We start from the raw sequence: 26,422 nt of genomic DNA on the forward strand, positions 1-26,422 counted from the left end.
GGCCGGGGTTTACCTCGACGAGTTCTACCAATACGACGGCCTGTATCGTCTCGCGTATCTGCAGCGCGGCCAGCTCAATTCGACCAATACCGGCATCATTCCCGACACGCAAAGCTTCACACAGCAGTGGCTGCTCGATCCGACCGGCAACTGGATCCAGTTCCAACAAAACGACTCCAGCGGCACGCTCGACCAATTCCGAAGCGCCAACACCGTCAACGAGATCACCGGGATTTCAAGTCCTTGGGTAACGCCCTCATACGATGCGGTTGGAAACATGGTCTCCATGCCGCAGCCGGCCAACCCGACAAGCGTCGCGCGCGCCGTCTTTGACGCCTGGAGCCGCGTCCGAACGATAACGATTGGTTCGACGGTAGTCTCTGCTTTGTACGACGCGCTGAATCGGCGCGCCAGCAAAACCATATCGAGCTCGGTGCGAGATTTCTATTACACGTCGGCGTGGCAGGCCATTGAAGAGCGCGTTGGAGGGGCGACGCTTCCTGACCGCCAATTCCTTTGGGGACTGCGCTACATCGACGATCTCGTGCTACGCGATCGCGGCACTGAGCGGCTCTACGCCCTTCAGGATCCCAATTGGAACGTGTCTGCGATCACCGCCCCGGATGGATACGCGCAAGAGCGCTATGATTACTCCGGGTACGGCCAGCCGACGTTTCTGACCGCGGGTTTCGGCGTACTTCCGGCGTCGCAAGTCGATTGGGAGACGCTTTTCGCCGGATACCGCTGGGACAGCGAGTCGGGAGTCTACGCGGTGCGCCGTCGAGGGCTGCACACGCAGATTGGAAGCTGGATTTCGCGCGATGAGATGCCGCAGTTCCTCTTTATTCGATCGGAGAACCTCTATGAGTACTGCGGCTCCGCTCCCCTCGACCACACGGACCCGTTCGGCCTTGTGCAGTCGCAACCGCACGGCCAGGCAGTCGAGGGCATCATGGTCCATTCGGAAATTGAGCCTGGACAGGCGGCGGGAAATGTACACCTACAGAAAGGTGGGGCGAAGTGGTACATTAACCCCGACAATAGGGACATATTTTCGATCGATCCAAAAACTGGGACGCGCCAACCTGCGCCAAAATCACTGACCAAGATCATACAGCGCAGCCAAAAACTCCAGCGCCAGATCGACAACGCAATCAACCGCGTTAACGCAAATGGTGGTTTCGCCCCACGATTCCTCGGAGGCGCCTTGGTCACCGGGGCAATCCTGCTGCCGTATGACCAGTACGTAGAGGCTGGCGAGTCCAAGGGAAAAGAACTGGTGCGCAGGGGACCGCTGTGCAACACCTTAAACTGTATCGATTCGCCAGCGGCGCCGATGTTGCCGAACGAAACCGCATCGACGTTTACCAACGCCGGGGTGACTTACTCTATCAGCGCTGTCGCGATCAATGGCAAATGCTATTTCCACGCAAGCCATACTGAATCCAGGTTTTCGATATTCTACGGGTCGTACGACCAGGCCGTGTTTGACATCGGAGGAACTGAGTGTGAAGCTAGAAACCGCCGCCCCATTGGCGGAGTCTGTAGCCGTGGATGAGAAGCGGTCAGTTCGGCCGCCTCGGTCCAAACCTTGGCGGGGCCCACTTACCGGCTCGTCTAACCAACGGAGCAGAATGTACCATTTATATTTCATTCGATCGCGCTCCGCAGTGGACGATGAGAACTACTATGATTCGAAGACGGACGTGTACGTATTCGGAGATAAGCGTGGCTTCGACTACTTCGTGGCATGCATCACTGCCGCGCGCGGCCGCCAGAACCCACTGCCGCTCGTCGACGCGGCGCCCCTCCGCAACGGCATGCGGGCCGTAGTCTTGGCACCTACGCGCAGAGGGGGCACGAGGCCGCGCATAAAGTTTGCCGAGCGAGTGATTTTTAGGCGGCGAAAGCCAGCGATGGAATTGATCATCATCGGCAATCGGCAGGGATACGCGCGCCTCGCGGCGGTAGTAAGTTCGCTCGCCAGCAAAGGACCGCCTTTGATGGAGCATGTGCATCTCGACGATATGTTCGATAGCTGGGTTGTTAAACGAAGCGTGTCGCTGAATATTCGCGCTCCTTTAGAGAATTGGTCGCGTCGCCATCTCGCCGAATACGATCACGCGATCTACGGCATGAATTCATACGTCTTGCCTCCTTCCGAAGATATCAACTACCTTGAGCCGTCGCCCTACACGCTTCCAGATCCAAGTAACCCGTACTTACGAGTCTAAACTGCGAAAGGGAGGGACGGTGAACCCAAATACGAGCCCGCGCCGCAATGCCCGGACGGGCATGATCGCGGCCTCGGCACGGGTTGTTGTGCCGGTCGGTCGTACGCTGCACCGGAAAGAGGGTCAGAACGATTTGTTCGTCGGTGCAGGGGGCGAAAGAGCTCTGTATTGAAAACTCAGGGAGCAGCTAAAGGGGCCAGGTGGCCAGGTCCAATAGAACAACCGGGCCTGTCCGGGACCTGTCCGCTTTAGCCGCGCCCGCTTCGATTTACGACGTTCGCTAACCTTCACGGAGCGGCCTAGAGGCGCGCGATGGCTGAGCAAACCGAATTCGACGCCTATCACAAGTGGCTTGGGATACCGCCAGGCGAGCAGCCGCCCAACTTTTATCGGCTGCTCGGCGCGGCGGTTTACGAGTCGGACCCGGATGTCATCGAGGCGGCGGCCGACCAACGCATGGCCCATGTCCGCACCTACCAGACTGGCAAGCATGGAGCGATCTCGCAAAAGCTGCTGAACGAGCTGGCCGAGGCACGGCTGACGTTGCTTAACCCCGCCAAGAAGGCGGAATACGACGCGCGGCTCGGCAGCCAGACAGCGTCCGACGCGGCGCCGGATCTGGCGGAGGAGATGCTTGCGGCGGCGCCCCTGCTGGTATCGCCGCCGATTTCACGTTCCGTTCCGCGGCGCAAACGGCCCAAGCATGCGGCGATATCGGCCCTCGCCGGGGCGGCATGCGTGTTCGTGCTCGCCGCGGCTTATGTCATGTTCGGCAGACGGCGCGCCGCGGACGACGCGCCCGCGGCGGCCCAAGAATCACGGAACCCGCGGCAGACGGTCAGCAAGCAAAAAGACGATGGCCGATCGTCGAGGCGGCCGCTTGGTGTTACAGCGGACGCAGCCGCGAGCAAACCGTCGCACACCCCGTCGCCGGTTCGCGTCTTGCAGACGAAGACGGAGAAGTACCCATCGGACGGCTCGGATATTGCCAGCAATGACGGCGGCTCGTTCGTCGTCTCCACGAGCGGCGAGGTCGGTGAAGCCGCCGTCGGCTACGAGTTAGACGGCGCGCGCCACTTGGTTTTGGAGGCAAAAGTGGCGGGCGAGCTGCGGCCTTACGACGAAAACTCGTTTGCCGGCCTCATGGTCGATTACCATACCCAATTTGGCTACGTCAGCCGTGTCGCTCTGAGCCTTGGCCTTTCTCACGAAGGCCGCGAGAGTCCCGGCCCTCTATGGGGCAGACAAGCGCCCGCCGACCGGCTCGTCGCACTGGCGGAAGCCGAGCTCGACACACTTGATCTCGAACAGTGGGCGCCGGCCACCTGGGACGGACGTGTTTGGCTCTCGGCCTTGCTGCAAAACAGCGGCCCGGGGGCCAGCATCACGGGCCGCTTGGTGCTGCCAGGGGCGAAGAACCACGAAGGAGAAAAACCGGCAGGGCAGGCGCAACGGAGCAGGTGAGTGGATCAGATACAAGAGGGAGCTTCAAGGTGGATCGCACGCAAGTTACAGACAACTTTCACCGTCTCTACTACGACAGCCATGTGTGGACGAACACGCGCTGGCTGGGCGTGGGCGCCGAAAAATGCCCGCTCGATCTCTGGATCTACCAGGAAATCCTCGTCGAGAAGCGGCCCGACGTGATCGTCGAGTGCGGCACGCGCTACGGCGGCTCGGCGCTGTTTATGGCCAGCGTGTGCGACCTGATCGACCATGGCCGCGTGATCAGCATCGACGTCGCCGACCAGCGGAACGGCCTGGCCCATCCGCGCATCGAGTTCTTGATCGGCAGCTCGGTGGATCAGGCGACGGTGGAAACGGTTAAGGGCCGACTGCAGGCCGACGAAACGGTGATGGCGGCTCTCGACTCCGACCACCACCGCGAGCATGTGCTCGAGGAACTTGAGATTTACGGGGGGCTGGTCACGGCCGGCCAATATCTGATCGTCGAAGACACGAACATCAACGGCAACCCCGTCGCGGGCTATTACGGCCCCGGACCCAAGGAAGCGCTTGGCGAGTTCTTGCCAAAGCACCCCGAGTTCACGGTCGATCGGTCGCGCGAGAAGTTCTTTTTGACGTTCAATCCGGGAGGGTTTCTGTTGAAGCAGTGAGTGGGTAGTGGCGAGTGGTCAGTGGTTAGTGGTTAGTGGTCGCTGCCGAGTGAAGAGTGTGAAGAGCATGAGCGATTCAGTGTCGACTGACGAGCGCGGAGCAACGCTAGCGTTTGACGGCCCTCACCCCGGCGCTCTCCCGGAGGGAGAGGGAGTCAAAGCGGCGCTGGAGCTCGCGAGCGAGGCGCGGGCGGAGGGACGGAGCGTGGTGTTTACCAACGGGTGCTTCGACCTGCTCCACCGCGGCCACCTGGCGACACTGGAGTTTGCACGGTCGTTGGGCGACGTGTTGATCGTCGCTGTGAATTCCGACGAGTCGGCGCGGCGGCTCAAGGGCGCGGGGCGGCCCGCGACCGGCGCCGCGCTGCGGGCCGCTTCCCTCGCCGCGCTGGGCTGCGTCGACTGTGTCGTGGTGTTCGGCGACGATACGCCGGCGGAGTTGATCCGCGCGATTCGCCCCGATGTGCTGGTGAAAGGGGCCGAGTACCGGGGCACGCCCGTGCCCGGCAGCGAGTTCGCCGGCCACGTCGCGTTCGCCCCGATGGTGCCCGGCGTGTCGACAACGGAGATTCTAAAGCAAGGCAGAGGGCAGTATTGCAGGTAGACGGCAGACGGCAGACGGTAGACGGCAGACAGTAGACGGGGAGTGGTCAGTGGTTAGTGGTCAGTGGCGGATCCGCCGGCGGCGACCGCAGGCCACTACTGGCCAGTAGCCACTCGGGCCATCCCTCATCCTTCATCCCTCATCCCTCATCCTTCATCCCGAACCCTGAACCCTCCCTTGGAACCGCTCATCCTCCGCAGCTTTCAGAGTCCCGGCGACGTGGTGGTCATGACCGCCGCCGTGCGCGAGCTGCACCGGCAGTATCCGGGGCGTTACGTGACCGACGTGCGCACGCCGGTGGCCGCCATCTGGGAGCACAACCCCGATGTGACCGCCGTCCCCGACGGCCAGGGCCGGACTCTCGATATGCACTACCCTCTTGTGAATCAGTCGAATCAGCGGCCGGTCCACTTTCTGGAAGGTTTTTGCGAGTATCTGGCGGCGCAGCTCAAGCTCCCCTCATTGCGCCCCCAGGAATTCCGCGGGCATATCTACCTCACCGAGCAGGAAAAAGGGTGGGTCAACCAGGTCGAGGAAACCGCGCATTACAAAAGCCGCTTCTGGCTGGTCAACGCGGGGAGCAAGCGCGACTTCACTTGCAAGCAATGGCCGCTGGAATACTTTCAGGCGGTGGTCGATCACTTCCGCGGCCGTATGATGTTCGCTCAAATCGGCGCGGCCGAGCACGAGCACCCGCCGCTGGGCAACGTCATCGACCTGCGCGGCAAGACCGACCATCGGCAGTTGATCCGGCTGGTCTATCACGCGGCGGGCGCGCTGACGGGCGTTTCTTACCCGATGCATCTAGCGGCGGCCGTGCCGCGGCCGGACTGGATGATCGGCCTTCGGCCCTGCGTGGTCGTGGGCGGCGGGCGAGAGCCGGTCCATTGGGAGCAGTACCCCGGCCATCATTATCTGCACACCATCGGCGCGCTATCGTGCTGTGCCACCGGCGGCTGCTGGAAATCGCGCGTGACGGCGCTCGGCGACGGTGATTCGAAAGACCGCGATCTTTGCGAGCAGCCCCAGGCCGGGCACCCGCGCTGCATGTGGCTGATTCGGCCGGAAGATGTGGTTTCGGCAATTGAGAGGTGCTTGGTCGACAAGTGGTAGACGGGTAGACCGTAGACGGTAGACGGTGAGAGCAGCCAGGCGAGCCAATCCAAAATCCAAAATCCAAAATTGCGGGACGGCCTGGGAAGGCCATCCTCCTGGAACATGCCAATTACGATTGAACAGATGTGGCGCGGGGCGACGCTGGAGCTCAACGGCGCGGCGGATCGGCTGTATGAACGGCCGCCGAGCGTCGGTATGGTGGTCGGCACGTACGCCGCCGTGCCGTACGTCCATTTGCAGTTGGAAGCGCGGCGGCGATTGTTTCCCCACGTGCCGATGCTCGTTCATGACGACGGCAGCCACGCGCGCGAGCGGCTCGAGGATCTCTGCGACCGTTACGGCGCCGATTTCGAGAGCAATTCCCAGCGGCTGCCGCACCACCTGGGCGACTTGAGCGCGTTCGTGGGCGGGTTGAAATGGGCGGAGTGCCGGGGGGTCGAGCTTTTGCTCAAGGTCTCGCGGCGGTGGATGTTTCTTGTCGATTGGACGGACGACTTGCGGCGCCTCGCGATGGAGAGCCAGCACGCCACGTTCTCCAACTACACACAGAGCTACGCCTTCGGTTTTCGCACGGAGTGCGTGGCGCTTGCCACGCGGCTCTGGGCCGTGCCGGCGTTCCTTCACGACGCCGTCCACCGGGTCAACGCCGGCCGGCACGTGTTTGTGGAGAATTACATTCACCTGTTCGCCATCAAGCTCCACGAACACGCGTGTACCGAGGCGCTCCGCTGGTCGCGCGAGCATCCCGTGCCCGACGAAAGGCGCGGCTACGCCGCCTGGCCGCTGATGGGCACCGACCGCATCGACCGGAACCCCTCGGGCAAGTATCTCTGGCACGACTCGCACACGCCGCGGCAATACGCCAGCCAAGCGGCTGCCTGGGGCCTGCCGTACCGCGTGGCTGACTTCGCCGACCCGAACCAGGGCGCCGGCCTGGGACCCGAGAACACAAAATGAGTGTAGGGTGGAACAAGCTCGCTTTAGCCAGCGCCGGCCCACCGAAGGCTCACACAAACGTCGAACTGCAAAATGCAAGAGTCAACATGATCCAACCGAATTTGACATCGCATGTCGCACCGCGGCGTCATCCGCCGCGCGAAGACCAATTCGATGGGCCGCTTCGTCCGCCGCGACGAGCACCGCCGCTGGACAACGGTCCGCGGCCAATCGTTCCCAAATTGCGCGACATCCGGACCCTCAACCTGGTTTATCATATCTGGCCGGTCGCTTCGAACGACCTGTGGCGCTGGAACATCACGAGGTTGCTGCCGCGCATCAACATCTTCAACGGCAAGCGGATCGTCGCCATCGCCACCGACGACGAGACGGTTTCAGCCGACGAGGTCATCCGCGAGCTGGTGGGGCATGGCATCACCTTCATCACCATGGCCAACGACGCGCGGCTGCGCGAGGGAACGACCTTTCTGCCGCTGCTCGACGCGGTGTACACGCTCGACCCGACTGAGGCGACGTTTTACGGCCATGCCAAGGGCGTGTCGCGGGCCAGGTCGGTGCATACCGTGGAAAAGGCCTGGGCGGAGTGCATGTATCACCATTGCTTGGACTTCCCCGACCGCGCGCGCGAGGCGTTGGCGCATAAGGCGATGTACGGCGTGTCGTTTCCGATCGAGAAAGCGTGGATTTACCCGGGCACGTTCTGGTGGTTCCACAACGCCAGCCTGTTTGCGCGCGACGACTGGCGAACGCTCGAGAATCATGTCACACGCGAAGGCGTCGGCTGGTCGGTCGAGGCATTTCCCAATCGGTTCTTCGCGGACGACTGCCAGCGCGTCTTTCCGCCCGAGTTGATCTATCCGCCCGACCGGAAATTCGGTCTCTACGACGAACGGATATGGACGAGCGACGTGCGCGTCCCCTCGCTCAACGAGCGCGCGAAGTGGCGTTGGGGGCACGCGATCGAGCGCGAGTGGCTGACCTGGGGCAAAATCCTGTCGGGCGATTCGATTGTCGAGGCCGTCGCCAGACACGCGACGCTCGAGGGCGCGCGAATGCTCGAAATCGGCCCGGGTTACGGCCGGTTTATGGAATCGCTTCAGAAGCAGCGGGTGCGTTTCGGCAGTTTCACCGGTATCGATCTTTCGCCCCAACGCTCCCGCGAACTGCGCCGGAGCTTTCCTGAAGGCCGGTTTGTGTGGGGCGACATCGAAAGCTTCCGCGACATCGGGCCGCTGGCGCCGTGCGACGTGATCGTGGCCACGCTGGTCTTCAAGCGCCTTTGCCCGACCTTTCAGCTTGCGGCAACGAACTGCCATTGGCTGTTGTCGCCGGGCGGCACGCTGATTTTCGACGTGCCGGAGACGGGCGTCGATTGGCCGCCCACCGAAGAGGCGCAGGCCGGTTCGTTCGAGAAGGGTTGGGGCCACGGAGCGTTCTCGAAGTCCTACCGCCGCGAAGAAATCTGCGAGCTGCTTGAAGCGTCGGGCTTCTGCGACGTGCGGTTCGATTCGATCATTCACGACGGCGACAAGAAGCGACTGCTCGTGATTGCGAGACGGGCATGACCCCCAGCGAAGCGCCCGGCGGCTATGGCAAGCTGGCGCGGCAAATTGCCGACTGGACGACGAAAGGGCTGTTCTCGGCCTTGGTGCTTGTCGCCGGGCTGGGCTTTGGCAGACAAGTCATCCGCTGGTGGCATGACGACGACCCCCCGCCGGCCGCGACCGAACCGGCGACGACGCCCTTTGACCTGTCCGATGCTGGCGATCCGATGGAGATTGCCCTTGGCGATTTGCCTTATCGCCTTGGCCGCCAAACGGTCATCGGCGATCAGGCCGAGGCCATGCAGGCGCTGCGGGCCGCTTGCCGACGCTTGCTGCCCTCGGCGTCGCCCTGGTCGCCGGTCGCCGACGAAGACGAGCAAAAGCTGCTGGCTCGGTTGGCCGAGCTTGGTCCGGCCGGAGATGCTCGCACGTCGAACGGTGATTCACAAGCCGGCGAGCGGCTCTATGAGCCTGCGCCCGGCATGCCTTTGGTGATCGGCACGCGCCGGGTGAGCGCAGGCGACGGACCGCTGCACGCTATCGCGCAGGAAAATCGCGTGGTACTATGGGGGCTGGCGGTGCCCGCCGATGAGCGATGGTGGACGCTGTGCTTGTTTCACGCCGATCGGCGCGGTTCCGACGAGGAGCCAGGAACGCAAATACCGCTGCCGCCCGATTGCCAGCGGCTGATGGCACTTCGTCGCGGCGGCGCCGAGCTCTCCGCCTTCCAAGGCGGAGGCCCGTGCGACGAGTATCGGCGGTTTTATGCGGCGTGGCAGGTGAAGCATCGGCCGCACGACGCCGTGCGCTGGCAGCGAGCCGACGACGGTGGCTGGTATGCCTCGATGGTCCGGCGCGGGCCGGATGCGGCGGCCGGTTCCGCCCGGTCGATGGTGATTCAACTCGTGCCCGGCCGGCCCGGCGGCTGCACGGGACTGGTTTTGGTCTCTCCATGAGGTAACGTTCGATGAAGGGAATGCCCGGCCTGGTGATCGCGTGCTTCCTGGGCATCTTGGCGGCGGGCCTGAATTGGTTTTATCTCGACCGCAAGTCGCGCGAATTTGAGAAAGTGAGCTTCGTGTCGGTCGCTCCCGACACGCAGATTCACGTGGGCGAAACGTTCGCCGCGTCGCACTTTGCCGAGATGCCGGTGCCGGAAGTCGCCGCCCGCAAGTTGGAAGCGGTGGCCGTGCTCTGGAAAGACCTCGACACGGTGATCGGCATGAACGCCGTGCGGAATTTCGACGGTCAGGAATTGTTGCTCCGCAAGGACCTGGAAACGCCGCCGGCCGAACTGGAGCTGGCCCAAGACGAGCGGGCCATGTGGATTCCCGTCGACCAGAAGAACTTTGTCGCGTCGTTGGTGGTTCCCGGCGACGAGGTCGACTTTCTCTTGCCCGGCGCTCGTCGCGCCGCGCCGGTCGTTTCGACCGACGGCTCGCCGTCGCCCACCTTGGCGGCGCCCGCCGCGGGCCACACGGAAATCGTCGGCCCGTTCAAGGTGCTGTCGATCGGCAATCGCTTGGGCAAGACCAACGTGCTCAACGCCTCGCGCGTGCCGCAATTGCAAGAGAACATCATCACGGTGCGCGTCAAGATGAGCGGCACCACGCTCGACGAAAACTCGCAGCGTTTGTTGGACGCCTTGCAGACGACGAACTATCGCGAGGTCGGGCTATTATTGAGGCCGCGGAAGAAGTGAAAATCTGGTTCAACAAAGTCGATGAGAGCCGGCGAACGCTCGTCGAATCGGCCGCCGAGGAGGTGTCGATCGGCCGCGATCCGGCGAATCAGGTGGTGCTGCCCAGCCCGCTCGTCTCGCGGCGGCACGCCGTGGTGCGGCGCGCCGGCGATCAACTGGAATTACGCAACGTCGGCCTGAATAGCTGCGTGGTGGGCGACCGCGAAGTCGCCGGCGGCGAGGCGGTCGCCTTCTCGCCCGGCATCAAGGTGCGCATCTGGCCCTTCACGCTCAACTTCGAGGCCGAAACCGCGCCGGTCATCGATCGCAAGGAGCTGGAGGCCCACCTGCGTTCGATCATGGCCGGCCTGGAGCTGCGGATTCACAAGAAGCTGCTCGAGCGGCTCGATCTGTTCGAAATGGAGCGCAGCCGCGCCGGCGACCCGGCCACCATCGTGCTGCTGGAAAACAACATCGAAGACGTCTGCCGCGAGCTGAACGTGTTCGGCCCCGAAAACCAGCCGCTCTTGGAAGAAATCAGCGGGCTGGTGTTGATGGACCTGCTCATCAACCAGTTGGTGATGGAAACCGGGCACGACGATTTCTTCGACCTGGCCTCGCTCACCTCGAACGAATTCGATGTGCCCGCGACGCTCGTGCCCGAACGCGAGACCGAGCTTTACAGCTTGCTGCACTTTGCCCGCGAGCGTCTGCTGTTGGCCGAGCAGCGCGACGTGAGCAGCCGCATTCGCACGGTGGAGGAGCGGTTCGCCGAAGCATTTCATTTTTTGCGGCCGCACCTGCACGACCAGTTCCGCAAGTACGTGGTGCTGCGGACGCTGAAAAAGGACCTGAAAGACACCGTGTTCGGTTTCGGACCGCTGCAAGACCTGCTGCGGGCGCCGACGGTCACCGAAATCATGGTCGTCGACAGCGACCAGATTTATGTGGAGCGCGACGGCGTGATCGAGCGCTCCGGGCGGCGGTTCATTTCCGACCAGGTGACCGAGTCGATCATCGAACGCATCGTGGCCCAGGTCGGCCGCCGCATCGACAAGAGCCAGCCGCTGGTCGATGCCCGGTTGCCGGACGGCTCGCGCGTGAACGCCATCATTCCGCCCTTGGCGGTGAGCGGTCCCTGCCTCACCATCCGCAAGTTTCCCGCCCAGCGGTTCACGATGGACGACCTGGTCGAGATCGGCACCATCAGCCAGGCCGCGGCGGCTTTTTTGCGGGCCTGCGTCATCGATCACCGCAGCACGCTCGTCAGCGGCGGCACGGGCACCGGCAAAACCACGCTGCTCAACGTGATGAGCAGTTTCATTCCCTACAAGGAACGGATCGTCACCATCGAAGACACTTCCGAGCTGCGACTGCACCAGGAGCACGTGGTCACGCTGGAAGCGAAGCTGCCCAACGCCGAAGGGGCCGGGGCGTATACCATCCGCGACCTGGTGCGCAACGCGCTGCGCATGCGGCCCGACCGCATCATCGTGGGCGAGTGCCGCGGGGCCGAAGCGTTGGACATGATTCAGGCCATGAACACCGGGCACGCCGGCTCGATGACCACGGTCCACGCCAACAGCTCGAACGAAGTCATCGAGCGGCTGGAGGTGCTGATGTTGATGGCGGCCGAGCTGCCGATGATTTCGATTCATCGGCAGATCGCGTCGGCCATCGACGTGATCGTGCAGATCACGCGATTCCCCACCGGGCAGCGGCGCGTGACGCAGATTTCGGAGTTGACCGGCGTTCACCCGGAAACGAAAGAGGTGATCGTCACCGACATCTTCAACGACCGTCACGGCGTGGGCCTGCAACCGACCGGCTATCTGCCGACGTTCATCGCCTCGCTGATCGAGAAGCGGTTGCTCGAATCGAAGTTTTTGTATGGCGAGACGGACGGCGCCGCGCACCGACAACTCGGTTATGCGCCGGCCGGCGATACGCTGCCCGGCGCCGCCGGCGTTTCGGCCGCCGCGCCGCCGTCGAGCACGTTCAGCATTCCCGCGCCGCCCCCACCGCGCTCGCGGGCAACGGCCACGGTGCCGAGCGACCCGGCCGAAGCGGTGCAAAACGGCCAGCGCGCACGGTCGTCGCCGGACGCGACTGACGACCAGTGGTACTGCCTGATTGCCGGCAACGAGCTTGGCCCGCTTTCGGTCCGCGAGGTGCGGCGGATGGTCCGAAACGGCACGATCAAGGCCGACGATCTGGTGCGTTGCGGCCCGAACGGTGCCTGGTTGCCGAGCCGGCAGGCAAGTTTTGCGTCGGGTGGGGCCGAGCTATCCTCGCGCGACGGTTGAGAAACCGTTGACTAGCCCAGGACGTCGCGGATCTCGCTCCGCCCCTTCGGTCGCCGCGCGTCTTTTCGGTTTTCCGACCGAAGAGGCGGTCTTGCAACTTTCGGTTTTCGCCGCGCAGTTGCTCGGCCTCCGCTTCCAGTTTCGCCAGAACGTTCGACCGCGCAGGACCAACATCACGCGGAGCGAGGCACAACGCCCCCTGACTCTCACCCGCCTCCCGGAGGGAGCGGGAAACGCCGGACCCGACAAACCGCCAAACGGGTACGAAGTGGTGGTCGATGCCCTGCGCGGAGCGTGCTGAACGGTCTGCCGGCCCGTGACGGCTGCCGGCAGCAGCAGCCTGATCGTGCGTAGACCGCTCCGTCTGAAACGGTCTACCGCACCAGCTCTTTGACAACTTGGTAGAGTGTGGGAACCGTGACGCGGGCTATCGCCTGGCGTTTGCGGTCGCTTGCGATCGGTCGAGAAGGCTCTGATAGACTTCCACGTATTGCCGTGCGCTGCGCTGCCACGACCAGTCCTGCCGCATGCCGGCGGCGACGATCTGCGACCACAAGTGCGGCTGATGCCAGGCGTCGATGGCCCGCCGCAGCGTCTCAGCCAAGGCCAACGCCTCGTAGGCCCGGAACGTGAAACCGGTCGCCGTGCCCGCCGCCAGCGTCTGTTCGTTGGTGTCGGTCACGGTGTCGGCCAGGCCGCCCGTGGCCCGCACCACGGGCACCGTGCCGTATTTCAGGCTGTAAAGCTGGTTCAGGCCGCATGGCTCAAAACGGCTGGGCATCAAGAAAATATCGGCGCCGGCCTCGATGCGGTGCGCCAGCGGATCGGAAAATGCCAGCCGCAAGGCCAACTTTTGCGGAAACCGCTCGGCCAGCGTCGAGAGAAGCTGATGATATTTTGGCTCTCCCGTGCCCAGCAGCACCCATTGCACGTCGCTGGTGCGGAGCCCGTCTTGCAGCACGCCCGACACCAGGTCGAGGCCCTTCTGATCGACCAGCCGGCCGATGAAACCGATCAGCGGCAGGTTTTTGTCTTGCGGCAGCCCCAGCTCCGCTTGCAACGCCGATTTGCACGCCGCCTTCCCCTCGGCAAACGTCCGTTCGTCGTAGTTGCGGGCAAGCTGGCCATCGGTCTTCGGATTCCAGATGCGGTAGTCGACGCCGTTGACGATGCCCGACAATACGTCGCGGCGCTGCTGCAACACGCCTTCCAGGCCGCAGCCCAACGGCGCGGTCTGAATCTCTTCCGCGTACCGCGGGCTGACCGTGTTGATGGCGTCGGCGAACACCAGCCCGGTCTTCATCAAGTTCAGCTTGCCGTAGAACTCCATCTGGTGCCAGTTGAAGTACTTCCAGTCGAGTCCCGTCAGCAGCATGTCCCAGTGCCAGAACACGCCCTGATAAGACAAGTTGTGAATGGTGAACAGCGAGGCCACGCGCTCATAGAGCGGCACGCCGCGGTATTCGGCCTTCAAATAGGCGGGAATCAGCCCGGTTTGCCAGTCGTGGGCGTGGACTACGTCGATGGGAATCTGCAACTGCCGCACGGCTTCGAGCACGGCGCGGCAAAAAAAGACGAACCGCTCGCAGTTATCGACGAAGTCGGAGCCGTTCACGCCGTACAGGTCTTCGCGGCGATAATAATCGTCCTGCTGGACCAGGTAGACGGGCACGGTGCTGTTCGGCAAGACGCTGCGCAGCAAGCGGCCGCTCACGGTCTTGCTGCCGATCTGCACGGTCAGGGAAACGTCGGTCGCTTCGACAGGTTGGCCGCACTCCACCGCCCGGCGGTAGGCCGGCAAGAAGACCAGCGGGCGATGGCCAAGACGCTCCAGCTCGATGGGCAACGAAGCCATGACGTCGGCCAGTCCGCCCGTCTTGGCGAAAGGAACGGCCTCGCTTCCAGCTAACAGGATGTTCATGTCGCGTTCAGGCTAGCAGACGACGGGCAAAATTCAACCGCGGGGCCAGATCACTGGTCACTCAACCATTCCAGTTTAGCTGAGCGTTGTGGATTGAACTATCGACAAACTCGCCGATCGCCGTGACGCGGCGCGGTTTTGCGGCGACGGACGCGGTGCTTCGTGTTGTAGGGGTCGTGCCGGTTCCGCGTCGCAGACGGCTTGCTTGGCGCGGTTTCTTGCCCTATGGATACTGGGGGAGCTTATGTTTTTTGCGATCACGGCTTTTGTCGTCTCGGCCATTCAAATCGCGATCGGCGTGGGCATCGGTATATCGGTTACGAAGCACCGGCGGCAACAGCGCGCCTACGGTCTGTCCGTGCTCGAATCGCCGGCGCGGGAGAAGGCGGCGAATCCGTGTACCGAGCGGCCTCTGCCGGCGAAAACCCAGCGGCCCGCACCCCTGCTCGACGGCGGCCTCTGCCTTCCGCTCGACGCGGTTGAGATTCAGTCCGATCACTCTGAAGTCACCGACGCATTGGAAGAGGCAGGGGCACCCAGTGCGGCCGCCAGTATACTGTGCGGACCGCCAGCGGAAGGCGCCGCCGTTTCCACCTCGCCTGCCGGCGGGCAAATCTCCGTTGCCGTCCCGTCGGGCCCCGAGCGTCGCACGTCAACGCGCCGCCCGTTCACGTTTCGGCAGTTCGTGGCTCCTTATCACGGTGGCGCGCTGCCCTGCAAGGCGAGCTTTCGCGAAGTGGAATGCCAGGACATTTCATCAACCGGATTCTCCTTTCTGTCCACGCAGTTGCCCGATTTCGATTCGCTGGTCGTCGCCCTGGGCGTGCCGCCACACCAGACCTATTTGCAGGCCCACATCGTCAATCGCTTTTCGGTCGACGACGGCGTGGCGCCGCTTTATCGCATCGGCTGCCGGTTTGCCGCGCAAGTTACCACCTGGTGAACCTTCGCCCGTTCGCTGCGTAAAAGCGTAGGGTGGGACCCTGGAAAAACCGCCCGGCATCCCCTAGAACATCACGATGATGCTGCGTTTGAGCAACGTACAGAAGTCGTTTATCGAGCCGGACGGCACACCGCTGCCGGTGCTGGACATCGCGCGGTTCGAGGTGGCGGCGGGTGAACAGATGGTGCTCGTCGGCCGAAGCGGCTGCGGAAAGACGACGCTGCTGCACGTAATCGCCGGCATCAGCCGGCCCGACCGCGGGCAGGTCGAGGTGCATGGCTGCGACATTGCGACCTTGCCCGAAGCCGGCCGCGACCGCTTTCGGGCAGACAACATCGGTTACGTGTTTCAAACCTTCAACCTGCTGCCCGGCTTTTCGGCCCTGGAAAACGTGCTGCTGGGCATGACTTTCGCGCGGGGCCGGGCCGACGGCGAGCGTGCGGCCACGCTGCTCAACCGCGTCGGCCTGGGCCACCGTCTGACGCACAAGCCGGCCATGCTCTCCGTGGGCGAGCAGCAGCGGGTGGCGGTGGCCCGTGCCCTGGCGAACCGGCCGAAACTGCTCTTGGCCGACGAGCCTACGGCCAACGTCGATAGCCGCAATCAGCAGCAGATCATCGACCTCATCCGCCAGACCTGCGGCGAAGAGCAAGTCACACTGGTGCTGGTGACGCACACGCCCGAAGTCGCCGGGCAATTCCCGCGCGTCGAGCGTTTAGACGAATTCAACCAGGCGGTGGCTACATGAGTCTTTGGAAAATCGCATGGCGCAGCATCGAGCAGCGGTCATTGGCCTCGTGCCTGACCGCCGTATCGATGGCACTGGGCGTGGCGCTGGTGGTGACGGTGCTGGTCATCCACTCGGTGGTCGACCATTTTTTTCGCCACAGCAGCCAGGGCTACGACATGATCGTGGGGGCCACCAAAGGCGGCCGGCTGCAACTCGTGCTCAACACGGTCTATCACCTGAGCCAACCGGTCGAGAACCTGCCCTATCGTTTTTACAAGGAGTTTTTGAAGGACGGCGAACATCCGGGCAAGTTCTCGTCGCTCGTCGACGTGGCGGTGCCGCTCTGCCTGGGCGACAGCTACGACGAATTTCGCGTGGTCGGCACCACGCCGGCCATGTTGGAGGCCTGGGAGCCGTATCAGAAATACGAGTTTGCGGCGGGGCGAAACTTCGAGCACGAGAACTTTTTCGAGGGAGTGATCGGCTCGGTCGTGGCCAACGCCACGGGTCTCAAGGTGGGCGACACTTTCCAGCCGACGCACGGCGTGGAGGCGACCGAAGGCTCGCACAAGCACGACGCCTTTACGGTGGTGGGCATCCTCAAGCCGACCGGCACGCCCAACGACCGCGCGTTGTTCATCAACATGGAAGGCTTTTATATGCTCCGCGGCCATGCCAAGGAAGAGGAACAGGAAGGCAGAGGTCAGAAGGCAGAAGGCGGAATGGACGCGGAGCATGAGGAACACGGCGAGCACGAGGATGATGCGATGCATGACGAGCATCACGAGCATGCCGACGAGCACCACGACGACAAGCGGGCGGGCGACGCCGATCATGAGCATGAAGAGCACGCCAAGGGTCAACATGCCGAGAATGGCGAAGCGGAGCACGGTCATGAGGACTACGACGAGCACGAGCATGAGGAGCATGAGCACGGGCACGCCCATACGCCGTTGCCCGAATCGCAGCGCGAAGTGACGGCCATCCTGGTTCGCAGCTCGGCCACGAATGTCATGGCGTCGATGAACCTGGTGCGGATGATCAACAAGGGAAACGAGGCCCAGGCGGTGCTGCCTGCCCGCGAGATTCAGACGCTGTTGGACATGATCATCGGCAACCTGCGGTTCTTGCTGCTGGCCTTGTCGGTGTTGATCGTGATCGTGGCGGGCATCGGCATCATGGTCAGCATCTACAACTCGATGAGCGACCGGCGGCGCGAAATCGCGGTCATGCGTTCGCTGGGCGCGCGCCGCTCGACGGTGCTGAACGTGATCCTGCTGGAATCGATCTTGCTTTCGGTGGGCGGCGGTGCGGCCGGCTGGCTGCTGGGGCACGGCGTGGTGGTGGGCGCCAGTCCGTGGGTGCAGGCACACACGGGCTTTGCACTGGGCCGGTTCGAGTTTTCGCCTTGGGAGGCGGCGCTGCTGCCGGCCCTCGTCCTGCTTGCTTCGCTGGTCGGCTACTTGCCCGGCCTGGCGGCGTATCGCACCGACGTGGCCAAGGCGCTCTCCGCGGCGCCGTAAGGTAAGAGTCCGTAGGTGGGACCAGTCCCGGCGCGCCGGGACGAGCGCCGGCCCATCGTAATCGACGGTTTGCTTGCGTATGTGATAGGATGCACGCTAGATTGTTCACTTTAATGCGCGAAAACAATTATGTCGCACGCTGATTCAACGGTGTCCGCCAACGAACGTTTGGCTCGCCAAATCAATCAAGAGGCCAGGCAGAACCCGAACTCGCCCTACGCGGGAAAGCTGGTCGGCATCGCTCACGGTCAAATTGTGGTCGTCGCCGACCGATGGTCTGACGTCATCGACCGGCTTCGGCAAGTCGAGCCGGACCCGGCACAATGCTACTGCCTCGACGCCAGCGCCGATTATGACCGGGTCGAAGAAATCTGGAGCGCGGTCTGATGTCCGCAGTCGAATGGCAGCTACATAACGATCGCCCGACGATCGAAATTGCCTTGTCGTTACTGCACACCGGACAGGACCTAGTTCGTCGTCTCGTGGCCGACACAGGAGCAGGATCTGGGCGGTCACTTTTCCAGCTGATTCTGGATGAACCAACCTGCTTCGCCTGCGGCGGCGTTCCTATGGGCCACGTGCAACTTGGCGGCGCTTATTCTGGGTCGTTTCCGCTGTACCTGGTGAGGGTTCGGCTTTCGGCGCTCAACTTCGATGAATTGGTTCCCGTCGTCGGAGTTACCGTCGTGCCCCGTGGATTTGACGGAGTGGCGGGGTTTAAGTTCCTAAATCGGTTCCGGTACGGTAACTTCGAGAATCCGGACGGTTCGGACTCGATTTGTTGCCGGTCACATGAGGGAGTTCATCGTGCCATCCAAAGAGATTCAACCCGTGCTGCTGGCCGGGCACTGGCAACCGTCGCAGGCGACGGGCATGTTTCAGTCCGAGAATCCGTCGACGAAGCAACCGCTCGACGAACGCTATCCGGTCAGCTCGTGGGCCGACTGTGAGATAGCGCTCGAGGCCGCCGCCGAAGCCGCTGTCAAGCTGCAAGCCGTCTCTCGCGATACGATCGCGCGGTTTCTGGACCGCTATGCCGAGCGGATCGAGCAACGTGCCGGCGAGATTTGCCAGACGGCACATCAGGAAACCGGCTACCCGGTGTCGCCGCGTCTGGCCGACGTGGAATTGCCCCGCACTACCGGCCAACTACGGCAAGCGGCCACCGCCGCCCGCGAAGGTTCTTGGTGCATGGCCACCATCGACACCAAGGCGAACATCCGCTCTTGCTTCTTGCCGCTGGGGCCGATTTGCGTGTTTGGGCCGAACAATTTTCCACTGGCCTTCGGCAGCATTTCGGGCGGCGATTTTGCGGCCGCAATCGCCGCCGGCAACCCGGTGATCGCCAAGGCCAACTCCTCGCATCCCGCCACCACCCGGCTGTTCGCCGAAGAGGCCCAGCTCGCCGCCGACGAGTGCGGCCTGCCGCCCGGCACCGTGCAATTGCTCTACCGCCTGAACCACGAAGACGGCGAGCGGCTGGTGGCCGATCCGCGAGTGGGAGCCACCGGCTATACCGGCGGCCGCTCGGCCGGGCTGAAACTCAAAGCCGCCGCCGACGCCGCCGGCAGGCCGATCTATCTGGAGCTTTCGAGTATCAACCCGGTCGTCGTGTTGCCGGGCGCGCTGGCGGAACGGGCCGAAAAGATTGCCGACGAGTTCAGCACAAGCTGCCTGATGGGCACGGGCCAGTTCTGCACCAATCCGGGCCTGGTGCTGCTGCTGGCCGGCGAAAGCAGCAATCGGTTCGTCGCCGCCGTCTCGCAGCGGTTCGAGCAGGCGCCGCCGGGGGTGTTGCTGTCCAAGTCCGTGGCCGGCTCGCTGGAAAAGAGCGCGGCCGAGTTGACGGCGGCCGGGGCCAAGGCGCTGATCGGCGGACGGCCGGTCGCGGGGCCGGCTTATCGTTTCGCCAACACGCTGTTCCAAGTCGACGCTCGGACCTTTCTTGCCGACCCGCACCGCTTGCAAACCGAGGCTTTCGGAAATTCGTCGCTGCTGGTCGTGGCCGACGACGCCGCGCAAGCCGCGCAGGTGATCGACTCGCTCGAAGGCAACCTGACGGGAGGCATCTACTCCGACACGTCGGGCAGCGATGACCGCCTTTACGACCAGCTCGCTCCGCGATTGCGGCGGCGCGTGGGCCGTTTGCTCAATGATAAGATGCCGACCGGCGTGGCCGTCAGCCCGGCGATGAACCACGGCGGTCCTTATCCGGCGACGGGCCATCCCGGCTTCACAGCCGTCGGCATGCCGGCCTCATTGCACCGCTTCGCCATGCTGGCCTGCTTCGACAACGTCCGTCCGCAACGGCTGCCGGCCGTTTTGCAAGACAAAAACCCCAACGGCCGGATGTGGCGACTCATCGACGGCCAATGGACGCAAGCGGACGTGGCACACACCGTTCTTGCAGAATCGACTCCTGTGCGATGATCTTGGGGCACTCCTCACGGGCCTGGTATACCTTCATTCGCGTCCTCTGGAAAATCGTCTGCTTGGTCTTCCATCAACTCAGGCAACCCCCGGTGGATTCGGAACGTCTCGCCGGCGATCGAAAGGGTTATTCCGTCGGCGTCCATCTCCGCTCGAAAATCGGGTAGCCGTTGCGGCACCGCGGCCAGGAGCGATTGCATCGGCTCGCGGACGTACTTCTCGATAAAGCGCGCCATCGTCGGACCAGCAACTGTGTCGAGGTGCCTCCAAGCTTCATTCCCTTTGTAGACCTCTCCGCGAGCAGCGAGGAAGGCTGCCTCAAGCTGTTCAAGCTTTGGATTTGGCGTGGCGTCGAGCACGACGAGCACCGGAGTGTACTTGCTGTGCCTGGCGTCTGCTGGAAACTCGATTTCCTCTTGCCAACGTCCCTGGCCAGATGATGCGATGGTGACGCGAATCTTGAACTCGTACGCCTTTCGATCGCGGATGCAGTCAACCTGTCTCCCCTTCTGCGGATTTCGCGAGCGTCGCACCGGGCTCGCCTTTGCGCCAAACGGCGAACCACCGATGGCGTGCGCGATGATCGGCTCGAACAAGTAGCCCGTCTCCTGTCCCGCGCGGTTATCGAGGTCGAACAGCCACTTGCGCCAGAAGAGCAAGCCGGTGAGCGCTCGCGGGCTCATCGTGCCGTATTGGAGAAGGCCGCGAGGTCCGACCTGCTCGATCGTGGGCACGGGCTGCGTCTGAAGGATTTTTTCGTACTTCAACCGCCGCTTGTGCAAGCTTGCCAGGCATACGAAGAACAAATCGGCGTCGGCGTTCAGGCCCACGAGCTTTTCCACGAGCGGCATGAAGTCCGCGCCGGGGACTGCAAGAGATCCGAGTTCCGCGCGTTCAAAAAATTCCGGCAGGTCTTGCGGCAACTCGTCGAAACGATCTTGCAGACCCAAGTCCCTCGCAATGATAGCCACCAAATAAGCGCACACGTCGTCGCCCAAGGGCACTGCTTGGCCGCCGACGCCCGCCGAGCGGGCCTTTTCAATCATGGCCTTTTGGGCCTGAGTCAAGGCCATAGCACGCCCTGGTTCTCTCGCGCGGCTGCGGGCGAAAACTCGCGGCGAACGCGCTCTGAGACCTCCTCCAGTACGGGGCTCATTCCGGCCGATAATGTTGGCAGGAAGCTCAAGAGCCGGCCGTGGCAATTGCCGCCTCGCGCGCATTCTAAATCCGCTAGGAGTTGCCGCGCGAAAACTTCTGCCAGTTTGGGCGGCACGGCATTGCCGATCAGCAGCATTCGATCGGATTGCGAGCCGGTGAAGACGAATGGGTCGGGAAATGTTTGCAGTGTCGCGCATTCTCTGAGCGTAAGTGGCCGGTGCTCGTCTGGGTGCAGAAAGTCTCGTCGCGCGCCACCCGTGATCGCTTTTGATGGCTGGTCGGCGCGAAGTCGCCGGACGCCCGACGGCGCTCCGCCGCGCCGTTCGGTGGGAGTGCCATCCATAACACGCCGAAAAGCGCGGCGGCGATAACTCTCGTGCCACAAATGTTCCGGCAAATCGCGCATGGTTTGGCCGGGACGCAATAGCTTGGCGCGATCCAGATCCTCGCCGCCCAGCGGCTTGGCTACATGGTCGGCGACAGGCGGCGGCCCAGAGACGGCTGGCTGCGGCAGCGATGCGAGCGCATCGGCCAACGAGGGAGTTGGCGGCAGCACCCGCGACGCCAGGCCAGCCCCTGGCGCTCCGTGCGCCGAGTGCGTAGGCTCAGGAAACGAAGGCTCCCACCCCAGGCCACCAATGGCAATGACTCGTTTTCGATGCTGCGGCACCCCGTAGTTTGCGGCATTGATTTTTCGGAGGTGGACGTGATATCCGGCATCGATAACAGGCCTGAGCAAGTCGATCACAAACCGGCCGCGCGCGCCCGTCAGGAAGCCCTCGACGTTCTCGAAGACGAACGCGGTCGGCCGCGCCCTTGCGATAATCTGCGCGAAAACAGTGACCAGCGAATTTCGCTCGTCGTCGTCGGTGCGCCGGCCGGCGGACGAAAACCCCTGGCACGGCGGCCCACCAATGATGACCGCTGCCCGCGGAATCTCGATGTCGCAGTCAATCTGCCGCTGGAGCACGTGATTTCCGAAGTTGTGGCGATAGGTGTGGACCGCCGGCGCCCAGCAATCAGCAGCGTGCAACAGGCGGAAGCCCGCGCGCTGAAAGCCCAGCGACATGCCGCCCGCGCCGCAGAACAGGTCGACCACCGCATGGGCTTCCGGTTCGTTCCACATCTCTTCCAATTCCCGGTGCTCCAACTACGTTGCCTGTCCGTGCAACTTCTCATGCTCGCTGAACACCGGCTTGCCATTGGAAGAGATGCCGCGGGCGGGCGAGGGACCGATCAACTCCTCGATCTCGCGATTGTCGAGCACCTCGTTCTCGGCCAAGGCGTTGGCCAGCTTGTCGAGCAGTTGGCGGTTCTTGTCGAGCATGTCGCGGGCACGGTCGGCCGATTCGTGCAAGATGCGGGCCACTTCCTCGTCGATGAGCTGGGCCATGTGCTCGCTGAACTCGCGCTGCTCCATAATCTCCTTGCCCAAGAAGGGGTGCTCCTCGGAAGTACGATAGGCCACCGGTCCCACCCGCTCGCTCATGCCCCAATGCGTCACCATGCGGCGAGCAAGCTGCGTGGCCCGTTTCAGGTCGTCCTCCGCCCCGGCGCTGTACTCGTCGAACACCAGCTTCTCGGCTGCCCGGCCGCCCATCATGAACACCAGCCGGGCGTGCAACTCGCCCTCGCCGATATTGAGCCGGTCTTCTTCGGGCAAAAGCTGGGTGACGCCCAGGGCACGGCCGCGGGGGATGATCGTCACCTTGTGGACCTTGTCGGCGCCCGGCACCAGCCAGGCCAGCAGCGCGTGGCCCGACTCGTGATAGGCGGTCATGATCTTTTCCTTGCTGCTGAGCACTTCCTCGCGCTTCGAACCCATCAGCACCTTGTCGCGGGCAACCTCGAAGTCGGCCATCTCCACCTTGTCTTTGCCTTGTCGCGTGGCCCACAGGGCGGCCTCGTTCACCAGATTGCGAATGTCGGCCCCGGTAAGCCCGACGGTGCCGCTCGCCAGGCCGTGGAGGTCGACGTCGTCGGCCAGCGTCACGTTGCGGCAATGCACCTTGAAGATCGCTTCGCGGCCCTTGAGGTTCGGCCGGTCGACCGTGACGTGGCGATCGAAACGGCCGGGCCGCAGCAGGGCTGGATCGAGCACGTCGGGCCGGTTGGTGGCGGCCAGTACGATCACCGCCTCGTTGGGGCTGAAGCCGTCCATCTCGCTGAGAATCTGATTGAGCGTCTGTTCGCGTTCGTCGTGCCCGCCGCCCAGGCCGGCCCCGCGGACGCGGCCCACCGCGTCGATCTCGTCGATGAACAAGATGCAGGGGGCGGCTTCCTTGGCCGTTTTGAACATGTCGCGGACGCGGCTGGCGCCGACGCCCACGAACATCTGGATGAATTCCGAGCCATTGATCGAAAAGAAGGGCACGCCGGCCTCGCCCGCCACCGCCTTGGCCAGCAGCGTCTTGCCGGTGCCCGGCGGCCCCATCAGCAGCGTGCCTTTGGGAATGCGGCCGCCGAGCCGCTGGAATTTTTCGGGGTTCTTCAAAAACTCGACGATCTCCTGCAAGTCGTTTTTCACGCCTTCCAGGCCGGCCACGTCTTCGAAGGTGATCGGCTGCTTGCCGCTCTCATAACGCTTGGCGGGACTTTTGTTGAAGCCCGACAAGATGCCGCCGCCCAGAAACTGATCGCGCGCCCGACGAAACATCAGCCACATCAGGGCGAACAACAGCAGCGGCGTGCCCAAGTAGAGGGCGATCCAGATGCCCAGGTTATCGCTGTGCCGGGCCGACTTGTAATGCGGGCCGAGCTTGTCCAGCAGCTTGTTGTCGAGTTCTTCGCCGGTCAGCGGCGGCAAGTAGGTGACGAATTCGTGACCCTCGCTTTTGGCGGCTTCTTCGCCGGCCGGTTTCTTGGCTCCGGCGGCCTGGCCTTCGACTTGGGTCGCACCTGTGGCGCTGGCCGACGGCTTGAGCGTGCCGCGGAGCTCCTGATTGTCGATGGTGACGTCCTCGACGTTGCCCAGCTCCAGTTCTTTGACGAACTGCCCATAGCTGATCACCTGGCGATTGGAATTCTCGTTGCCGAACCACAGCGCCGCGATCAACAGCAACATCATCAGGCCGATGACCAGCGGCGACGAGTTGAAGCGCGGGCGCGGCGCGGGCCGCTCGGGGGCGGGGCCACCGCCCGCGGGTTGTGAATCCATCGATCCGTTTCCTCCAGCAACGCAAAACCGAATACGGTATTATATCGGCAGGGGGCGTGCTTGGCGACGTGTCATTGTGCTGAGGGGGATATGCCGAACATCGCTTGGATCGACGAGCAGCAGGCCGGCGGCGCCTTGGCCGAGGTCTACGGCCAATATCTGGCCGAGCATCCCGACCGGCCGCGCGTGCCCGACGTTTTGAAGTGTTTCAGCCAGCGGCCCGACTTCTTGCGGTCGGTGATCGAGTTCTCCTACTCGCTGCACTTCTCCGATGGGCATCTCACGCGGCGCACCAAGGAGATGATCGCCACGCTGGTCTCTGGCTTGAACAAGTGCCCTTATTGAATCGGCTCGCACGCCCACTTCCTGCAGTTGCAGGGTGCCGCCAGCGACGTAAGCGAGGCCCTCTCGCAAGGCGATGTCGAAGGGGCGCCGCTGACGGATGCCGAGCGCACGCTGCTGCGCTTCGTCGAGCTTGTGACTCGGCATGCCTACCGCACGACGGACGCGGACGTCGAACGGTTGCGCCAGGCCGGCTGGACCGATCCGCAAATCGCCGAAGCGGTCTACGTTACGGCCCTGTTCGCTTTTTTTAATCGCGTGGCCGACGCTTTCGGGCTACAGGATCCGCACCACGGCCCGCTTTCACGGCCGGCCGACAGTGCCGGCGGTGGTCCGGCGCCGTAGTGCGCACCGTCGCCCTTTCGCTGGGCGAGAGAAAAGCCGTTTACTCCGCCGGGCATGCGACACGCGTGTCGCTTCGGGGCCTGCCGCCGCAGACTGACCGGCCGCCGTCAAAAGCGTCGCGCGCGGCGCATTTGCCCACCGTCGTCCTTTCGCTCCGCGAGAGGAAAGCCGTTGACCTCGCGCCTATGCGACGCGCGTGTCGCCTCGGCGCGTGCCGCCGGAGACGAACGGGCCGCAGGCACTTCGGCCGCGCGCGGCCAAAGTGCCGACCGTAGCCCTTTCACTGGAGCGAGAGGAAAGCCGTTTACTCCGCGCCCATGCGACACGCGTGTCGCCTCGGCGCGTGCAGCCGGAGAGGAACGGGCCGCAGGCACTTTGGCTGCGCGCTGCCAAAGTGCCGACCGTAGCCCTCTCGCTCCGCGAGAGGAAAGCCGTTCACCTCGCGACCCATGCGACACGCGTGTCGCCTCGGCGGCGTGCCGCCGCAGACGAACGGGCCGCGGGCACTTTGGCCGCGCGCGGCCAAAGTGCCGACCGTAGCCCTCTCGCTCCGCGAGAGGAAAGTCGTTTACTCCGCGACCCATGCGACACGCGTGTCGCATCGGCACGCGCTGCCGGAGACGAACGGGCCGCCGCCACTTTGGCTGCGCGCAGCCAAAGTGCCGACCGTAGCCCTCTCGCTCCGCGAGAGGAAAGCCGCATGCGCCGTGCCCATGCGACACGTGTCGCATCGGCGCGTGCCGCCCGAGGCTAACGCGCCGCAGGCACTTTGGCAGCACGCTGCCAAAGTGAGCAGGATCCACGGATGACACCCCTCCAACGGATAGTAAAGCTTCGCCGAACCCGTTCCCATTTCACACTAACCCGAAGCGCAAGCGAGGTTTTGTCGCCTTTTTCACGTTCCTCGCTAGCGCTTCGGGTTGGTGTACGGCACCTGCGTACCGGGTTCGGCGAAGCTTTACAACGGATAAGTCGCAAACCCTTGTCGGCAAATATGTTGCGCTTCCGCGACGGAATGCGTCGGCATCCGTTTCTACAACGGCGCCTTCCGGGCATTTCGAAGATGGCCAATTCGCGCCAAACGAAGCCCAGCGATGAACACCGACTTTGCGAACGTTGGCAGCCTTCGAACTCACTTGGCAGCCTTCACTGACCACAACCAACTTTTCAAAGAAGCCCAGCCCGGCGCGCTCGGCGCTGCCCGCCCCGTCAGCCGTCGGTCTGCCAAATTGGCCGATACGACAGCCAGCCGGCTATTGCAGCTATTTTCATGCCGAGAATGAACAAATTAACACATCTGCGCCGCTCGGCCTT

Annotated in this window: 23 protein-coding genes; 19 read left to right on the plus strand and 4 right to left on the minus strand. The window is 63.5% G+C overall.

Translation table 11 applies throughout. From position 1 onward, the window contains the following. The 11 genes from VNH11_03685 to VNH11_03735 form a co-directional block, all read left to right on the plus strand. Positions 1 to 1,558: RHS repeat-associated core domain-containing protein (locus tag VNH11_03685; GenBank protein HVA45464.1), on the plus strand; the 1,558-nt coding region annotated here is incomplete at its 5' end. Positions 1,559 to 1,634: 76 nt separating this feature from the next. After that, on the plus strand, positions 1,635 to 2,234 hold the full coding sequence (locus VNH11_03690; protein HVA45465.1) for a hypothetical protein: 600 nt from the start codon (positions 1,635 to 1,637) through the stop codon (positions 2,232 to 2,234). 312 nt (positions 2,235 to 2,546) lie between these two features. Next, entirely contained in the window at positions 2,547 to 3,698 is a 1,152-nt protein-coding gene (locus VNH11_03695) for a hypothetical protein (GenBank protein ID HVA45466.1), read from the plus strand. 29 nt (positions 3,699 to 3,727) lie between these two features. Beyond that, positions 3,728 to 4,351 (plus strand): CmcI family methyltransferase, encoded by a 624-nt coding sequence (locus VNH11_03700; GenBank protein HVA45467.1) that lies wholly within the window; start codon positions 3,728 to 3,730, stop codon positions 4,349 to 4,351. 67 nt (positions 4,352 to 4,418) lie between these two features. Further along, a complete protein-coding gene (locus VNH11_03705) occupies positions 4,419 to 4,955 on the plus strand; it encodes an adenylyltransferase/cytidyltransferase family protein (protein ID HVA45468.1) in 537 nt (178 codons plus the stop codon). Between the two features lie 177 nt (positions 4,956 to 5,132). Further along, positions 5,133 to 6,068 carry a hypothetical protein gene (locus VNH11_03710; GenBank protein HVA45469.1) on the plus strand — a complete coding sequence of 312 codons (936 nt, stop codon included), beginning with the start codon at positions 5,133 to 5,135 and terminating at the stop codon, positions 6,066 to 6,068. Between the two features lie 105 nt (positions 6,069 to 6,173). Then, positions 6,174 to 7,028 carry a hypothetical protein gene (locus VNH11_03715; protein ID HVA45470.1) on the plus strand — a complete coding sequence of 285 codons (855 nt, stop codon included), beginning with the start codon at positions 6,174 to 6,176 and terminating at the stop codon, positions 7,026 to 7,028. An 86-nt stretch (positions 7,029 to 7,114) separates the two neighbouring features. Continuing rightward, positions 7,115 to 8,593 (plus strand): class I SAM-dependent methyltransferase, encoded by a 1,479-nt coding sequence (locus VNH11_03720; GenBank protein ID HVA45471.1) that lies wholly within the window; start codon positions 7,115 to 7,117, stop codon positions 8,591 to 8,593. Next, on the plus strand, positions 8,590 to 9,528 hold the full coding sequence (locus VNH11_03725; GenBank protein HVA45472.1) for a hypothetical protein: 939 nt from the start codon (positions 8,590 to 8,592) through the stop codon (positions 9,526 to 9,528). Before VNH11_03720 ends, VNH11_03725 begins: the two co-directional genes overlap by 4 nt. Before the next feature lie 11 nt (positions 9,529 to 9,539). Further along, on the plus strand, positions 9,540 to 10,274 hold the full coding sequence (locus VNH11_03730; protein HVA45473.1) for a hypothetical protein: 735 nt from the start codon (positions 9,540 to 9,542) through the stop codon (positions 10,272 to 10,274). Beyond that, on the plus strand, positions 10,271 to 12,559 hold the full coding sequence (locus VNH11_03735) for an ATPase, T2SS/T4P/T4SS family (GenBank protein ID HVA45474.1): 2,289 nt from the start codon (positions 10,271 to 10,273) through the stop codon (positions 12,557 to 12,559). Before VNH11_03730 ends, VNH11_03735 begins: the two co-directional genes overlap by 4 nt. 427 nt (positions 12,560 to 12,986) lie before the next feature. Here the strand turns inward: VNH11_03735 and glgA are convergent, their stop codons facing one another. Then, complete coding sequence (glgA, locus tag VNH11_03740) at positions 12,987 to 14,480, minus strand: glycogen synthase GlgA (protein ID HVA45475.1); 1,494 nt, start codon at positions 14,478 to 14,480, stop codon at positions 12,987 to 12,989. Between the two features lie 244 nt (positions 14,481 to 14,724). On the opposite strand from glgA, the gene VNH11_03745 reads away from it, so the two are divergent. The 5 genes from VNH11_03745 (at position 14,725) to VNH11_03765 (ending at position 20,106) form a co-directional block, all read left to right on the plus strand. Further along, positions 14,725 to 15,423, plus strand: coding sequence for a hypothetical protein (locus VNH11_03745; GenBank protein HVA45476.1), 699 nt, complete (start codon positions 14,725 to 14,727; stop codon positions 15,421 to 15,423). A gap of 79 nt (positions 15,424 to 15,502) precedes the next feature. Further along, positions 15,503 to 16,171: an ABC transporter ATP-binding protein gene (locus VNH11_03750; protein ID HVA45477.1), complete on the plus strand. Its 669-nt coding sequence runs from the start codon at positions 15,503 to 15,505 to the stop codon at positions 16,169 to 16,171. Beyond that, complete coding sequence (locus tag VNH11_03755) at positions 16,168 to 17,676, plus strand: ABC transporter permease (protein HVA45478.1); 1,509 nt, start codon at positions 16,168 to 16,170, stop codon at positions 17,674 to 17,676. Before VNH11_03750 ends, VNH11_03755 begins: the two co-directional genes overlap by 4 nt. Positions 17,677 to 17,826: 150 nt before the next feature. After that, positions 17,827 to 18,063, plus strand: a complete 237-nt coding sequence (locus tag VNH11_03760; GenBank protein ID HVA45479.1) for a hypothetical protein — start codon at positions 17,827 to 17,829, stop codon at positions 18,061 to 18,063. A 420-nt stretch (positions 18,064 to 18,483) separates the two neighbouring features. Further along, positions 18,484 to 20,106: an aldehyde dehydrogenase (NADP(+)) gene (locus VNH11_03765; protein HVA45480.1), complete on the plus strand. Its 1,623-nt coding sequence runs from the start codon at positions 18,484 to 18,486 to the stop codon at positions 20,104 to 20,106. Between the two features lie 14 nt (positions 20,107 to 20,120). Here VNH11_03765 and VNH11_03770 read toward each other — a convergent pair whose 3' ends face one another. Genes VNH11_03770 through ftsH form a run of 3 tightly spaced genes read right to left on the minus strand, consistent with a single transcriptional unit; the run spans position 20,121 to position 24,421 of the window. Beyond that, on the minus strand, positions 20,121 to 21,179 hold the full coding sequence (locus tag VNH11_03770; GenBank protein HVA45481.1) for a hypothetical protein: 1,059 nt from the start codon (positions 21,177 to 21,179) through the stop codon (positions 20,121 to 20,123). After that, entirely contained in the window at positions 21,170 to 22,390 is a 1,221-nt protein-coding gene (locus tag VNH11_03775; protein HVA45482.1) for a DNA cytosine methyltransferase, read from the minus strand. The genes VNH11_03770 and VNH11_03775 overlap by 10 nt, the downstream gene beginning before the upstream one ends. A gap of 24 nt (positions 22,391 to 22,414) precedes the next feature. Beyond that, positions 22,415 to 24,421, minus strand: a complete 2,007-nt coding sequence (ftsH, locus tag VNH11_03780) for an ATP-dependent zinc metalloprotease FtsH (GenBank protein HVA45483.1) — start codon at positions 24,419 to 24,421, stop codon at positions 22,415 to 22,417. 90 nt (positions 24,422 to 24,511) lie between these two features. Between ftsH and VNH11_03785 the strand changes: the two genes are divergently transcribed. From VNH11_03785 to VNH11_03795, 3 genes are all read left to right on the plus strand, one after another. Then, entirely contained in the window at positions 24,512 to 24,766 is a 255-nt protein-coding gene (locus VNH11_03785) for a carboxymuconolactone decarboxylase family protein (protein HVA45484.1), read from the plus strand. Positions 24,767 to 24,793: 27 nt separating this feature from the next. Further along, a complete protein-coding gene (locus VNH11_03790) occupies positions 24,794 to 25,108 on the plus strand; it encodes a hypothetical protein (GenBank protein HVA45485.1) in 315 nt (104 codons plus the stop codon). Between the two features lie 1,116 nt (positions 25,109 to 26,224). Continuing rightward, positions 26,225 to 26,422 (plus strand): hypothetical protein (locus VNH11_03795; protein ID HVA45486.1); only part of this gene is annotated, 198 nt, incomplete at its 3' end.

It is taken from the genome of Pirellulales bacterium (assembly GCA_035533075.1).
Taxonomy (GTDB): domain Bacteria; phylum Planctomycetota; class Planctomycetia; order Pirellulales; family JAICIG01; genus DASSFG01.